The 12,291-nt window shown below is 66.1% G+C and carries 13 protein-coding genes; 2 read left to right on the forward strand and 11 right to left on the reverse strand.

Features of this window, described 5'->3' with window-relative positions; genetic code table 11:
• From AU185_RS11405 to AU185_RS11445, 9 genes are all read right to left on the reverse strand, one after another.
• On the reverse strand, positions 1-1,152 hold the full coding sequence (locus AU185_RS11405; RefSeq protein ID WP_502687769.1) for an MCE family protein: 1,152 nt from the start codon (positions 1,150-1,152) through the stop codon (positions 1-3).
• Positions 1,152-2,498 (reverse strand): virulence factor Mce family protein, encoded by a 1,347-nt coding sequence (locus AU185_RS11410; RefSeq protein ID WP_059097938.1) that lies wholly within the window; start codon positions 2,496-2,498, stop codon positions 1,152-1,154. Before AU185_RS11410 ends, AU185_RS11405 begins: the two co-directional genes overlap by 1 nt.
• Positions 2,495-3,847: an MCE family protein gene (locus AU185_RS11415; protein WP_059156976.1), complete on the reverse strand. Its 1,353-nt coding sequence runs from the start codon at positions 3,845-3,847 to the stop codon at positions 2,495-2,497. The genes AU185_RS11410 and AU185_RS11415 overlap by 4 nt, the downstream gene beginning before the upstream one ends.
• Positions 3,844-4,875, reverse strand: coding sequence for a virulence factor Mce family protein (locus AU185_RS11420; protein ID WP_059098402.1), 1,032 nt, complete (start codon positions 4,873-4,875; stop codon positions 3,844-3,846). Before AU185_RS11420 ends, AU185_RS11415 begins: the two co-directional genes overlap by 4 nt.
• 54 nt (positions 4,876-4,929) lie before the next feature.
• Positions 4,930-6,390 carry an MCE family protein gene (locus AU185_RS11425; RefSeq protein WP_059097939.1) on the reverse strand — a complete coding sequence of 487 codons (1,461 nt, stop codon included), beginning with the start codon at positions 6,388-6,390 and terminating at the stop codon, positions 4,930-4,932.
• Between the two features lie 2 nt (positions 6,391-6,392).
• Positions 6,393-7,247: an ABC transporter permease gene (locus AU185_RS11430; RefSeq protein WP_059097940.1), complete on the reverse strand. Its 855-nt coding sequence runs from the start codon at positions 7,245-7,247 to the stop codon at positions 6,393-6,395.
• Positions 7,244-8,011 carry an MlaE family ABC transporter permease gene (locus tag AU185_RS11435; RefSeq protein WP_059097941.1) on the reverse strand — a complete coding sequence of 256 codons (768 nt, stop codon included), beginning with the start codon at positions 8,009-8,011 and terminating at the stop codon, positions 7,244-7,246. The genes AU185_RS11430 and AU185_RS11435 overlap by 4 nt, the downstream gene beginning before the upstream one ends.
• A 205-nt stretch (positions 8,012-8,216) precedes the next feature.
• A complete protein-coding gene (locus AU185_RS11440) occupies positions 8,217-8,690 on the reverse strand; it encodes a VOC family protein (protein WP_059097942.1) in 474 nt (157 codons plus the stop codon).
• Positions 8,691-8,719: 29 nt separating this feature from the next.
• Positions 8,720-9,334 (reverse strand): TetR/AcrR family transcriptional regulator, encoded by a 615-nt coding sequence (locus AU185_RS11445; protein WP_231740218.1) that lies wholly within the window; start codon positions 9,332-9,334, stop codon positions 8,720-8,722.
• A gap of 94 nt (positions 9,335-9,428) precedes the next feature.
• On the opposite strand from AU185_RS11445, the gene AU185_RS11450 reads away from it, so the two are divergent.
• Positions 9,429-10,292 (forward strand): alpha/beta hydrolase, encoded by an 864-nt coding sequence (locus tag AU185_RS11450; protein ID WP_156425483.1) that lies wholly within the window; start codon positions 9,429-9,431, stop codon positions 10,290-10,292.
• A gap of 38 nt (positions 10,293-10,330) precedes the next feature.
• Here AU185_RS11450 and AU185_RS11455 read toward each other — a convergent pair whose 3' ends face one another.
• Positions 10,331-11,314, reverse strand: a complete 984-nt coding sequence (locus AU185_RS11455; protein WP_059097943.1) for a hypothetical protein — start codon at positions 11,312-11,314, stop codon at positions 10,331-10,333.
• A gap of 28 nt (positions 11,315-11,342) precedes the next feature.
• Between AU185_RS11455 and AU185_RS11460 the strand changes: the two genes are divergently transcribed.
• Positions 11,343-12,125, forward strand: a complete 783-nt coding sequence (locus AU185_RS11460) for an adenylate/guanylate cyclase domain-containing protein (protein WP_059097944.1) — start codon at positions 11,343-11,345, stop codon at positions 12,123-12,125.
• Here the strand turns inward: AU185_RS11460 and AU185_RS25110 are convergent.
• Positions 12,122-12,286 (reverse strand): hypothetical protein, encoded by a 165-nt coding sequence (locus tag AU185_RS25110; RefSeq protein ID WP_156425484.1) that lies wholly within the window; start codon positions 12,284-12,286, stop codon positions 12,122-12,124. The two genes, AU185_RS11460 and AU185_RS25110, sit on opposite strands and share 4 nt — an antisense overlap.
• Positions 12,287-12,291: the final 5 nt, after the last annotated feature.

Below are 12,291 nucleotides of genomic sequence, written 5' to 3' on the forward strand. Positions count from 1 at the left end.
CTAGGGCCCCTGGTCCCAGCGGTATGGAGCGACCAACGGGTTGCCGCCCGGTGGCGGCACGTTGTGGTTGCACGGGCTGGGGAACTGGCCGATGGTGCGGCCCCACTGCAGCTCCAGCCAGGTCAGGTTGCACTCAAACCGCGACCCGGTGAAGAACCCGGAGTCGATTCGGCTCAACGTCAGGTCGACGACGAGCGTCAGGTTCGCGTAGTCGCCCCGCATCCAGTTGGTCAGTGTCTCCTTGGGGAACGGGAAGGTGGGCAGGAAGCTCAGCGCTCGGGTCAGCGCGGGACCGGCATCGGCCAGTTCCTGCAGCACCACGCCGAGGTCCTTGAGCTCCTGCACCAGAGCTTCCTTGGTCTGGTTGACCGAGTCGGCGGCCAGCGCGCTGAACCTGCCGAGCTGGGTCAGCGCCTCGGTCAGGTTCTGCCGTTGATCCCGCAGCACGGCCAAGGCGTCGGGCACCGTCCGTAATGCCTTGTCCACCACCGGCTTCTGCGCCGCGAACTGCCCGATGAGGTTGTTCAGGCTCTCCGTCGCGTCGATGATGTCCTGTTTCTGGTCGTCGAGATGGCCGATCGCGATGTCGAGCTGTTCGATCAGGCTGCGTAGGTCGTTCTCGCGACCGGCGAACGCGACGCTCAGTGCCTCGGTGATGTCGTGGATGTTGCCGATCCCGCCGCCGTTGAGCAGCAGCGCCACGGCGGCCAGCGCCTGCTCTGTGCTCGGATACGAACTCGACGACGCCAACGGGATCAGCGAGCCTTCTTTCAGCTTTCCTTGCGGCGGCACGTCGGTCGGCGGCGCCAATTCGATGTGCAGGGAACCCAACAGGCTTGTCAGCCCGAGCTTCGCCGTCGCGTTCGCGGGCAGCTCGACGTCGCCGTTGAGCTTCATGGTCACCAGCGCGTGCCAGTTCTGCCGCTCGATCTTGGTGACGTGGCCGACGTTCACATCGGCGACCCGGACGCGGGAGTTCGGTTCGATGTTGTCCACGTCGGGCATCTGCGCCTGAATGGTGAACGCGTTCGGTCCCGTGCCCTCACCGCCCGGCAGCGGAAGCGAGTTCAGCCCCTGCCAATCGGAACAGCCGGACAGCAGGCCGGCCGATACGACCACGACGGCCAGCTTGCGAATGACCCTGCGTCGCATCATGGCCCCACCCCCGGCGGCACCATCATCCCGTGCAAACCGTCGGCGGGGTTCGGCGTGACGGTCCCCCCGCTTTCTGCGGCCAACGGCGGACCCGCCGGCGGGGCCGATGGCGACGGTCCTGCGTCGGGCGGTGGGGCCGAAGAAGGAATGGGCTGCGACGGAACAGGTTGCGGCGGAATGTAGTTCGGGCGCAACCAGTCCTCGCTGTAGGTCAGTTCGTTCGGCCGCGTCGAGGCGCCGACGAAGACGTTCTGCATGATGGGCAGGAAGTTGTACTGGCGGTTCTTGAGGATCGGCGCCAGGTACTGCACACACAGCTTCGCCGACTCCTCGGCGCCCAGCCGTGACGCCGCCTGAATACCGCCGCACAGGAACGAGATTGGATTGGCGAAGTTGTTGAGCATCGGCACGCTGCTGACCGCCCCCTGCGACGGCTGCCAGATGTTCACATAGTTCTGCAAGGTGTTGGGCGCCACGTGCAGGAACTGCTTGACGTCGGCGAGGCTGTCGGTCAGCGCCTGGGTCACTCCGGCCAACTTGTCCGACGTGGTGCCCAGCGATTCGCGATTGTCGGCGACGAAGGCCTGGACCTCTCCGACGACGTTGTTGAGGTCGCGCACCGCGTTGGCGACTTCGTCGGGATCGTTGGCGAGCAGGCCGGTCACCGTCGCCAGGTTCTGATTGAGCTGGCGCATCACGTCGGTGCTGTCCTGCAGCGCCGACACCAGGATCGCCAAATTCTTGACGGTGGAGAAGATGTCGGTGCTGTGATCACCCAGCGCCGTCACCGCCTGCGACAGCTTGATGACCGTCTCGCGGATGTTGGCGCCTTCGCCGCGCAGGTTGTCGGCGGTGGTGTTGATGACCGAGCCCAGCGGGCTCACTCCCCCCGGCTCGGTCGGCTGCAGCGTTTCGGCCAGCTTCTCCAACTGTTGGCGGACTTCGTCCCACTCCACCGGAACGGCGGTGCGTTCCCGCGGAATGACCGCGTCGTCCTTCATCACCGGTCCCCCGGTGTAGGCCGGGGTGAGCTGAATGCTGCGCGCGGTCACCAGCGTCGGAGACAGGATCGCGGCCTTGGCGTCGGCCGGGACCTTGTATTTGCTGTCGTACCAGAACGAGATCTTCACCCGCTCGGGCTGCGGCTCGATCGACTCGATCCTGCCCACGCCAACACCGAGGATGTTGACGTCGTCGCCGGGGTAGATGCCATTGGCGTTCTCGAAGTATGCGACGACGTGGGTGCGGTCGATCCTCTCGACGGTGCGCAACAGCACGATCGCACCGGCGGCCAGTATCACGACCAATGCGATGGCCAAGATGTTCCTCGCGGTGCGCGTCACTGTCCGGCCTCCGCGGGTGCACCGTGGGAAACCCCACCGGGAGCGGGCACCATCACCGGAGCGGGAGTCGGCTCAGGAGTCGACTGCAGCCCCGGCGGGGCCGCGGGGGGCGGGCCCGGGGGCGGCCCACCGGGCGGCGGCGCCGGCGGCGGCTGGCGGTACGGGTAGCAGCCGGGTCCGGGCAACGGCAAGCCGGGCAATCCGCACGGTTGGTCGCCGGGATTGCCGGTGATGGCGTCGGGAACGGTCAGCCGCGGTTCGCCGCCCTGACCCGTGCGCGGGAAGGGCACCGGCAGCGCCGGCGTGCCCGGCTGACCGACCTGTGGGTCGCTGAGTTCCGAGGGCAGTAGCACATTCGGATCCAGACCCAGGTCGGAGAACGCGGCGTCGATGAACGGCTGCAGGAATTGGCCGGGCAGCAGGTTCGCGACGTAGGTCTTGAAGAACGGGCCGCCTGAGACCGATTCGCCGAGCGACATCGAGTAGTCGGTGAGCAACGTCAGCGACCGCTGCAGGCGTTCCTTGCGGTTGTCGATGATCGTCAGCACTCCGTTGAGCTTGTCGAGCGCAGGTCGCATGGTTTCGCGGTTCTCGGCGATGAAGCCCTGCAACTGCTCGCTGAGAGCCGAGATGTTGCCCGAGACCTGATCGAGTGCCGCGCTTTGGCTTTCGAGCTCGGCCAGCAGCGCATTGGTGTTGGTGATCAGGCTGACCACCTGGCCGCTGCGCTCGGCCAGCACGGTGGTGGCCTTGTCGGCGTTGTTCAGCAGACCTCTGAGCTGCGCATCGCGCTCGTTGAGCGTCTCGGAGAACCGGGCCACCCCTTCGACCGCGATCCGTAGCTCCGGTGGAGTGTCGGAGAACGTGTCCGCCAACACGCGAAGCGAATCCGACAACTGGTTCGTGTTCAAGCCGCTGATCGTCGTCGCCAGATCGCCCAGCGCATCAGGGAGTTGATACGGCGACGTCGTCCGATCCATCGGAATCGTGCCCTCTTGTTGGCCGTCGCCGCGAGAGGTGACTTCGAGGATCTTCGTGCCCAACAGGCCTTCGGTCTTGATCGCGGCCTCGGTGCGGTCGCCGAGCCGGATGTCCTTGGCGACGGTGAACTTCACCAGGGCGCGCGGCCCGTCCAACTCGATGGACTTGACCCGACCCACCTCGAATCCCGAAACCTGTACGGCCTCACCAACTGTCAGCCCACCCACCTCGGCGAAATAGGCCGAGTACTCCTTGCCCTGCAGGAACGGCAGCCGGTCGTAATTCAGTGACCCCAGCACGATGCCGATCGTCAACACCAGCCCGATGACACCGATGACGGTTTGATTGCGTTCAGAGAAGGACTTCACCTCGGCGCACACCTCCCGGTGGACTGCCCGGCGACTTTCACATACACCGGCTGGCCGCCCTTGCCGTTGAGCTTGAGCACGATGTCACACAGGTAGAAGGTGAAGAAGTCGCCGTAAATGCCTTGCCGTGCCAGCGCTTGATACGCATCCGGCAGGGTGTTCAGCAGGTTGTCGAAGTACTCGTGGTCGGCCACCACGATTCCCGCTGCGCGGTCCGTCTCCTGAATCGTCTTGGCGAACGGCGGACGGGCCTGGGACAGGAGGTCGGTGATGCTCGCGGCGGCGGCGTTGGTGTACGCAACCCCGCTGCTGATGTCCTCTCTGCGGGATTGCAGTGTTCCGACCAGTTCGGTCAGCGCGTCGACTGCCTTGGCGAACTGGTCGCTCTGGTCGCCGAGCGATCCCAGCACGACGTTGAGGTTGACCAGGACCTCGCCGATCAGCCGATCACGGTCGGCCAGCGTGCTCGTCAGCGTGGCGGTCTGGGCAAGGAACGAGTTGATAGTCGCACCCTGACCCTGCAGAGCCGAAATCAGTTGGCCCGACAAGGCATTGACTTGATCTGGATCCAGCGCCCGGAACAGCGGCCGGAAACCACCGATCAGTGCGTCGAGGTCGAGCGCGGGCGACGTGCGGGCCAAGGGGATCGTGCCGCCGGGCTCGAGCTTCTTGATTCCGCCGGCCCCCTCTTCGAGCGCCAGGTATCGACCGCCGATGAGGTCGTCATACCGGATGACGGCTCTGCTGCCCTCGGTCAGCACCACCGACTTGTCGGCGGTGAACTCGACCCGCGCCGTGGTATCCGGTTGGATCTCAACGTTTTCGACCTTGCCGACCTCGACGCCGGCGATGCGGACGAAGTCGCCGTTCTCCAGCCCGGTGACATTGGTGAACTCGGCGACGTAGCTGTTGGTGGCTTCCCCGAAGCGCAACTCCGCGAAGATCGCGAACAAGCCGAACACGCCGAGCAGGCACACAGTCAAGAACACGGCGAGACGCACGGCGTCGTGTCGAACCCTGGCTGTCATGCCTGACACGGCTCATCTCCTTTCATGGCTTGCTCTGTCGGCGGTCGCTGGCGGTCACGGGAACGGCGGTCCCGGTCGGGCCGGGGTGGGCAACGGTGTCGGTCGTAGCGGTGTGGGCTGCATCTGCGCGGGCGAATGCACGATGAACGGCTCAGAACCCGGCGTGGGACCGGGTTCGCGCGGCGCCATCGGCGGCGGCGCGGCCGGCAGGCCCGGCCACAGCGGGGTGCCGTCGTCTGCGTACAGGTCTGCACCGTAGGCCGGAGCGCCCGGGTACGGGATCGGACCGATCGCGGGTCCCCCGAAGAGGTTGCGGACGCTCGGCGGCTCGGGCACGGCGCGGGTGACCGGCAGGTAGTTGGCATACCCGGGGAAGCCGATGCCCGGGTTGGGGCGCCAGTCGATTCCGGTGCCGAATCCGGTGTTGGTGACGAGATTTCGGACCGGCCAGTTCTTTGCGACGTCGGGCAGCGAGCCGCAACTGGGTTTGCCGCCCGGGCCGCCCTTGGCGCCGATGATCGGCAGATGCTCGGGGTACCGGTACGGGTCGTCGCCGAGTGCCAACCCGACATCCAGCACCAGCGTGCGGCCGTTGCCGCCCGGCGCGTCGTACCCGCCGGTGTCCAGCAGCGTCTTCGCGCCGGTCAGCAGGCAGGTGTACTCCGGGCTGTACTTGTAAAGCAGGTTGGTCGTCGGCTCCAGCACGTTGATGGCCTTGATCAGGTTGGCCTGGTTCGGAGCGAGCAGGTTGATGCCGGCGTTGGAAAGCCCGATGGTGGCCAGCAGCAACGCGTCCAGCTGGCTGGCGCGGGCGGCGATCGTGGTGCTGGTTGTACTTGCCGCGTCGAGCGTGGTCAGGATGTCCTGCGCCGCAGCGCTGTACGTGTCGTTGAAGTCCCGCAGCGCGCGCAGGTCGGCGGTCACCGTCTCGTGGCGCGGATTGAGCTCCAGCAGAACCTGATTCGCGGCGGTGGTGGCCTCACCGATCCGCTCGCCCTGACCTCGGACGCCCTGGGCGAGCGCGGACAAGGTGCTGTTGAGCTTGGCCGGGTCGATCTGCTCGAGCACCTCGACGACGTTCTGGAATACCGTGTTGGCCTCCACGGTGACGTTGCGCGACTGGATCACCTGACCGGCCGAGAGCCGTTGCGAGCTGGGGTCGCTCGGATAGATCAGGTCGACGAATTTGGCGCCGAACACGGTGGTGGCCCGGATCTGCGCCTCGACGTTCGCCGGGATGTACTCGAGCTTGTCCTGGTCGATCTCCAGCTTCAACGCCACCGGTTGGCTGCCGCCCTGGATCTCGGCGACCCGGCCGACCTGCACGCCGCGCAACTTGACCTTGGCGTTGGTCTCCATCACCAGACCCGACCGATCGGAGGTCAGCGTGACCGTCTCGGTCGACCTGAAGCTGCCGCGGAACAAGGCATACGTCAGCCAGATGGAGGCCAAGATGATGACCACGAGGATCAATGTCCACCACGCGGGATGCAGGCCTTCGTCGTGTTCGTCCACGGTCAGCCCGCCAGGTTGAAGTTGCCGGATTGACCGTAGACCGCCAGCGAGAGCATCACGAGCACGAACGCGGAGACGATCAGCGAGGTGCGCACCGCACGCCCGACGGCTTCACCCACGCCGGCCGGCCCGCCTCGTGCGGTGTAGCCGTAGTAGGTGTGCACGAGCATGATCACCACTGACAGCGCGATGGTTTGGCCGAACGACCACAGCAGGTCGGTGGGGTTGAGGAACGTCCTGAAGTAGTGGTCGTAGACGCCCGTCGACTGGCCGTAGAGCACGGTGGTGCCGAACCGCGCCGCCCAGAACGCGGCGATCACGCCGACGCAGTACAGCGGGATCACCACGAGGAATCCGGCGACCACTCGAGTGGAGGCGAGATAGGCGATGCTACGGATGCCCATCACCTCGAGCGCATCGATCTCCTCGTTGATCCGCATGGCGCCGAGTTGGGCGGTCGCGCCGGCTCCGATGGTTGCCGACAACGCCACCGCGGTGGTGGCCGGCGCGATGAGGCGCACGTTGAAGAACGCCGACGCGAAACCGGTCAGCGCCTCGACACCGATCTCCGAAAAGTCGGTGTAGCCCTGCACCGCCACCAGCGCGCCCGTCGTCACGGTCAGGAAGCCGATGATCGCCACCGTGCCGCCGATGATGATGAGTGCGCCCGCCCCGAGGCCCATTTGAGCGATGATCCGGATCAACTCGACCTGGTAGTGCATGATCGTGTAGCGGATCGAGCTCAAGGTGCGGCCGAAGAACTTGGTTTGCATCCCGATTCGGTTCCACGGGTCGGCCACGCTGCGGAACCGGCTTTTCAGCCAGGGGAACTGGGAATGCGGCCTCGATACGGTCACATCGTCACCTTCACCGCGACGGCCGTAGCGACGATGTTTATGGCGAACAGCGCCATGAACGTGAAGACCACGGTCTCGTTGACCGCGTTGCCGACACCCGCGGGGCCGCCGCCGACGGAAATGCCTTTGTAGCAAGCGATCATGCCGGCGGACAGCCCGAACAGCGCGGCCTTGAGCAACGCGATGACGACATCGGCGGTCCCGATGATCAGGGTGAGACCGGACGCGAATGCACCGGGCGAGACGTTCTGGATGTAGACGGTGAAGAAGTACGCGCCGGCCAGTCCGACGAGGATCACCGTCGCGGACAGTGCGAGCGACACCAAGGTTGCGGCCAGGACGCGCGGAACAACAAGGGCTTGAATGGGATTCACGCCCATCACCCGCAGGGCGTCGAGCTCTTCGCGGATGGTGCGCGCACCGAGGTCGGCGCACATGGCGGTGGCGCCGGCGCCCGCAACGACCAGCACCGTCACGATCGGCCCGATCTGGCGCACGGTCCCGAGCGCGGCACCGGTGCCGGAGAAGTCCGCGGCACCGAACTCGACCAACAGGATGTTGAACGTGAAGGTCAGCAGGACCGTGTAGGGAATCGTCAGCATCAGGGTCGGAAGGATCGACACCCGAGCGACAAACCACGCCTGGGAGATGAACTCTCGCCAGGCGAAGGGCGGCCTGAACATCCACACGAACGTGTCGAGCGCCATCGAAAAGAACCCGCCGAAGGCTTGGACCGGCTTGGCAATTGCGTTGACGGCGACCATCAGTGGGCTCTCACCCGCGTGCTGTGCGCCGCCATCTGCACTGCCATAGCCCGCCGACCTTCCCTGACACCAACAACGCGCGCCCGTGATGGCTGTGGCGCAAGGTTACACAGGGCCGGACGCCCGGGAACCGTATATCAGTATTTTGCGGCCCGGCAACAGCGGACGCCGCAGACGTGAGGTTCCCCACTCAGGAAGCCATTGGCTAACTTCCGCGCACGGCCTCTTCCAGTTCGGAAATGACGATCTTGCGCATACCGAGCATCGCCTTGGTTGCGGCGATGGCCCGGACGGGATTCGGATCGTCGAGCAACTCGTAGAGCCGGTCGGGCACGATCTGCCAACTCAACCCGAAGCGGTCCTTCAGCCAACCGCACTGCGACTCCTGCCCGCCGTCGACGAGCCGGTTCCAGTAGTAGTCGACCTCCTGCTGGTCGGCACAGCGAACCACGAACGAGACGGCTTCGGTGAAGGCGAAATGCGGCCCGCCGTTGATCCCGACGAAGCGGTTGCCGTCCAGCACGAAGGTGGCCGACACCACTTCGCCGGGCGCACCCGGCCCGGCTTCGGTGTAGCGGTTGAGATTCTCCACCGATGAGTTCGGAAAGATCGAGGTGTAGAACGCAGCGGCTTCTTCGAGGTTGTCGTCGAACCAGAGGGAGGGAGTGATCGAAGGCATGCAGTGAAGACCGCCGCGGCGGCCGAAATTCATCGCCTGCCGGCGACGGGCTCCTCGGCGCCCAGGGCGCGCAGCGCGAAGTTGAGGACGGCGGCCTTGGCTCGGCGCAAACCGTCGTGGTCGTCGTGGGTTTGGGTGATCATCACCCGGCTGATGATCGCGTTGATCGCCACCGCATCCTGCTCGGGGTCGGCGAGCGGGAACGAGCCGTCGTCGCGGCCGCGCCGCAGGATCTGAACCAGTGATCGCTCGCGATCGGCGTGGGCCTTCTCCCGCGTCTCGCGGTAGCCCTTCGCGGCGCGGATCTCGTCGGAGTCGATCACGGTGAAGTGCATCCGGGTCTCGTCGTCGTGGATCAGGGTGAACATGGCCTCGATCCACGCGCTGAGTTGATCTGCGGGTGTGCCCGACCTGTCTTCGGCGACGCCGTCGAGCCGGCGGGACAATGCGTCGGTCTCCCGACGCAGCATCGCGAGGAACAACTCGTCTTTCGATTCGAAGTGACGGTAGAAGGCCCGCGTCGACACCCCCGCACGCTGCAGGATCGCGGCGACGGGAACGGGGCCGGCGTGCGGCTGCGAAAGGCAGGCGTAGGCAGCCTCGATGATGCACTCACGGTCGCGGTCGGCAAGCTCGGGCTGCACGGAGCAAAGTATATTGACGCCCTCATCAATGGTGCCGGGGAACTCCTGATTTTGTCGGCTGGGTAACGTGAGCCAGCGGGGTGAGCCGGAGAGGATGTCCGTGAACGCGACTGGTAGCGAACCGCAGACCGTGAAGTTCCGCGGAAGCGACGACATCACCCTGGTGGCCGACGAGTGGAACTGCGGTGTGGAGTCGGAGCGTTCCTCGGTGCTGCTCCTGCACGGCGGCGGGCAGAACCGGCACTCGTGGAAGCAGACCGGACAGATCCTGGCCGATCGTGGTCTGCACGTGGTGGCGCTGGACAGCCGGGGACACGGCGACAGCGACCGGGCGCCGGATGCGAACTACACGGTCGACGCCCTGTGCTCGGACACGCTGCGGGTGGTGGAGCAGATCGGCCGTCCGGTCGCCCTGATCGGCGCGAGCATGGGCGGAATGACCGGCATGCTGGTGGCCGCCGCAGCCGGCCCGGAAAGAGTCACCAAGCTGGTGCTCGTGGACGTGGTGCCGCGGTACGAGAAGGACGGCAGCGCCCGCATCCGCGAGTTCATGTCCAGCGGCGTGGACGGCTTCGAGTCTCTCGACGAGGCGGCCGAAGCGGTTGCTGCCTATTTGCCGCACCGGAAGCGGCCGCGCAACCCCGAGGGGTTGAAGAAGAACCTGCGATTCCGCGACGGGCGGTGGTTCTGGCACTGGGATCCGGCATTTCTCACCGCACCGGCGGACAATCGGTTCGTCCGCGAGGAAAAGCTGGAGCAGGCGGTGATGAGCTTGACGATCCCGGTTCTGCTGATCCGCGGAAAGCTTTCCGATGTGGTCAGCAGCGACGGCGTGAGGGACTTCCTCGAGAAGGTGCCGCATGCCGAGTTCGCCGAACTCTCTGCCGCCGGCCACACCGCCGCCGGTGACGACAACGACGCGTTCTCCGAAGTCGTGGTGCAGTTCGTCAGCCGCTGACCGGCAGACCGGTGAGCTGCGTCTGCTCGCTAAGAAAACTAAGCCAGCAGCGGCACCGTCTCGTGGCGGGTGTCGGTGAGGATCTCGAACATCGTGCGGCGGGTGGCCGTCAGCTCGGCACGCTCGAAAGCCTTGCCCGCCAGCTGGATCCGGCAGGTAGCGATCGCCGAGTTGTAGCAGTACTTCGTCGTGCCGTCGGTGTCGGTGTAGGTGAGGCCGACGACATCGGCCGGCTCGGTGACGATCTCGCCTTCGATCATCTGGTCGTCGATCCGGCCACCGAACGCCCACGCGAATGGCCGGTAGTGCCCGTGCGTGTGCAGGCTGCCGCGAATCGTGCGTACCGCGAACTCGCTTCCGGCGTGGCGGAACACGAACAGCGTGACACCGGGTAACAACACCGGCCCGAGAGCGGCTCTTGCGGTGACGATTTCGAGGGTCGTCTCCGGTGCATCGTCGAACCCGCAGACCTGCCCGTACGCGTACGCCGGCGTATGCCGGCTGCCCCAGTTGTGATTCACGCTGCCGGACCAGCCGTCGACCACGAGACGGACGTCGTCGAGTTCGAGCAGCCCGTCGAACCGGGCCAAGGGATGGCGCACCGTGGTCTTCGCGGTCGGCAACCGGGCCGCGTAGGCGCGTTCGGTGAGCAGCTTGACCGGATCCTCGTCGCCTCCCGTGATGCGCAGGTCCCACCGTGCCGAGCGTCCGCCGGCCGAGCCGGCGATCAAGCTGGGGCCGCCGGTGACGACGCCCTGCGCCGACCGGTCGTCCAGGACGGTTGCGGCGATGCGGGCAGACCAGTCGTCGTAGCCGAACTCGGCCGAGCCGATCGGATACGGCTCCTTGAGCGCCCGGTTGCCGGCACCGTCCGGATCGAAGATCATCACCCACACGTCCGCGACCGGTTCGCCGGCGCTGGGCAGCAGCAGGGTTTCCCGTAGCCACAGCGCCTGCGGCAGGTCCGGGTGGTTGGCGCGGATGTAGCGACTCTCGTAATACGGGGGCTCCGCAAGCGTCACCGCTTCAGCATCCAATACTTGAGCGGTGATGGGAGCGCAGATTGCGGCTTACATACTCGGGTTCGTGGCGGCGGCCGAGGCCGTCGCGCTGGCTGTGCTGTGGATCCGCTACACCCGCCAACGCGAGGAACTCGACGACGCTCGCCGTCGCGTCGACACCAAGAACATGCTGCTCACCGGTGGCCGCGAGGCGGTCAAGCAGGTTTGGCAGACCGCCAATATTCTGCGCAAGGACGGCTTCGGGGCCGCGGTGCGCTCTTCGATCGAGGATCTTGCGGACTGGGCTGAGGTCGAACGGCCGGATCTTGCCCGGCTGGCGCCGAGCGGCAAGATGGTGATCCTGTTCTCTGACATCGAGGAGTCGACCGCGCTCAACGAACGCATCGGTGACCGCGCCTGGGTCAGGTTGCTGGGCCGGCACGACAAGATGGTGCGACGTCACGTGAACAAGCACTCGGGTTATGTCGTGAAGAGCCAGGGCGACGGGTTCATGGTCGCGTTCGCCCAGCCGGAGCAGGCGGTGCGCTGCAGCATGGACGTGCAGAAGTCACTTCGCCGACAGCCCAACAGCATTCGGGTCCGGATGGGAATCCACATGGGTAAGTCCGTGCGCCGTGGCGACGACCTGTTCGGCCGAAACGTCGCGATGGCGGCCCGCGTGGCCAGTGAAGCCGGCGGCGGCGAGGTGTTGGTCAGCGAGGTGGTGCGCGACGCCCTCGCCGAGGTCGAGGACATCTCGTTCGACGACGGCCGCGACGCCGAACTCAAGGGCTTCAACGGCTCGCACCGGCTCTACGCCGTCGCGGTCTAGCGTTCGGCGTTGCCGGCCTCGGCCGCCCGCTGGTGCAGCCGTGCCCGGATGTCTTCGGGCGTGTAGGAATTGCGGCGCCGCTGATCGCGAGCCACCAGCACTCCGCCCGCCACCACACCGGCGACGCTCGCCAGCCCGACCCACTTCCATATGCCGCGCATAGCGG

The sequence above is a fragment of the Mycobacterium sp. GA-0227b genome, assembly GCF_001499855.1.
Taxonomy (GTDB): domain Bacteria; phylum Actinomycetota; class Actinomycetes; order Mycobacteriales; family Mycobacteriaceae; genus Mycobacterium.

Bases quoted from the DNA above. Each gene is read 5' to 3' on its own strand.
- AU185_RS25110 (WP_156425484.1), bottom strand. From the start codon at position 12,286: ATGCGCGGCATATGGAAGTGGGTCGGGCTGGCGAGCGTCGCCGGTGTG.
- AU185_RS11460 (WP_059097944.1), top strand. From the start codon at position 11,343: ATGGGAGCGCAGATTGCGGCTTACATACTCGGGTTCGTGGCGGCGGCC.
- AU185_RS11420 (WP_059098402.1), bottom strand. From the start codon at position 4,875: ATGACAGCCAGGGTTCGACACGACGCCGTGCGTCTCGCCGTGTTCTTG.
- AU185_RS11405 (WP_502687769.1), bottom strand. From the start codon at position 1,152: ATGCGACGCAGGGTCATTCGCAAGCTGGCCGTCGTGGTCGTATCGGCC.
- AU185_RS11435 (WP_059097941.1), bottom strand. From the start codon at position 8,011: ATGGTCGCCGTCAACGCAATTGCCAAGCCGGTCCAAGCCTTCGGCGGG.
- AU185_RS11450 (WP_156425483.1), top strand. From the start codon at position 9,429: ATGTCCGTGAACGCGACTGGTAGCGAACCGCAGACCGTGAAGTTCCGC.
- AU185_RS11440 (WP_059097942.1), bottom strand. From the start codon at position 8,690: ATGCCTTCGATCACTCCCTCCCTCTGGTTCGACGACAACCTCGAAGAA.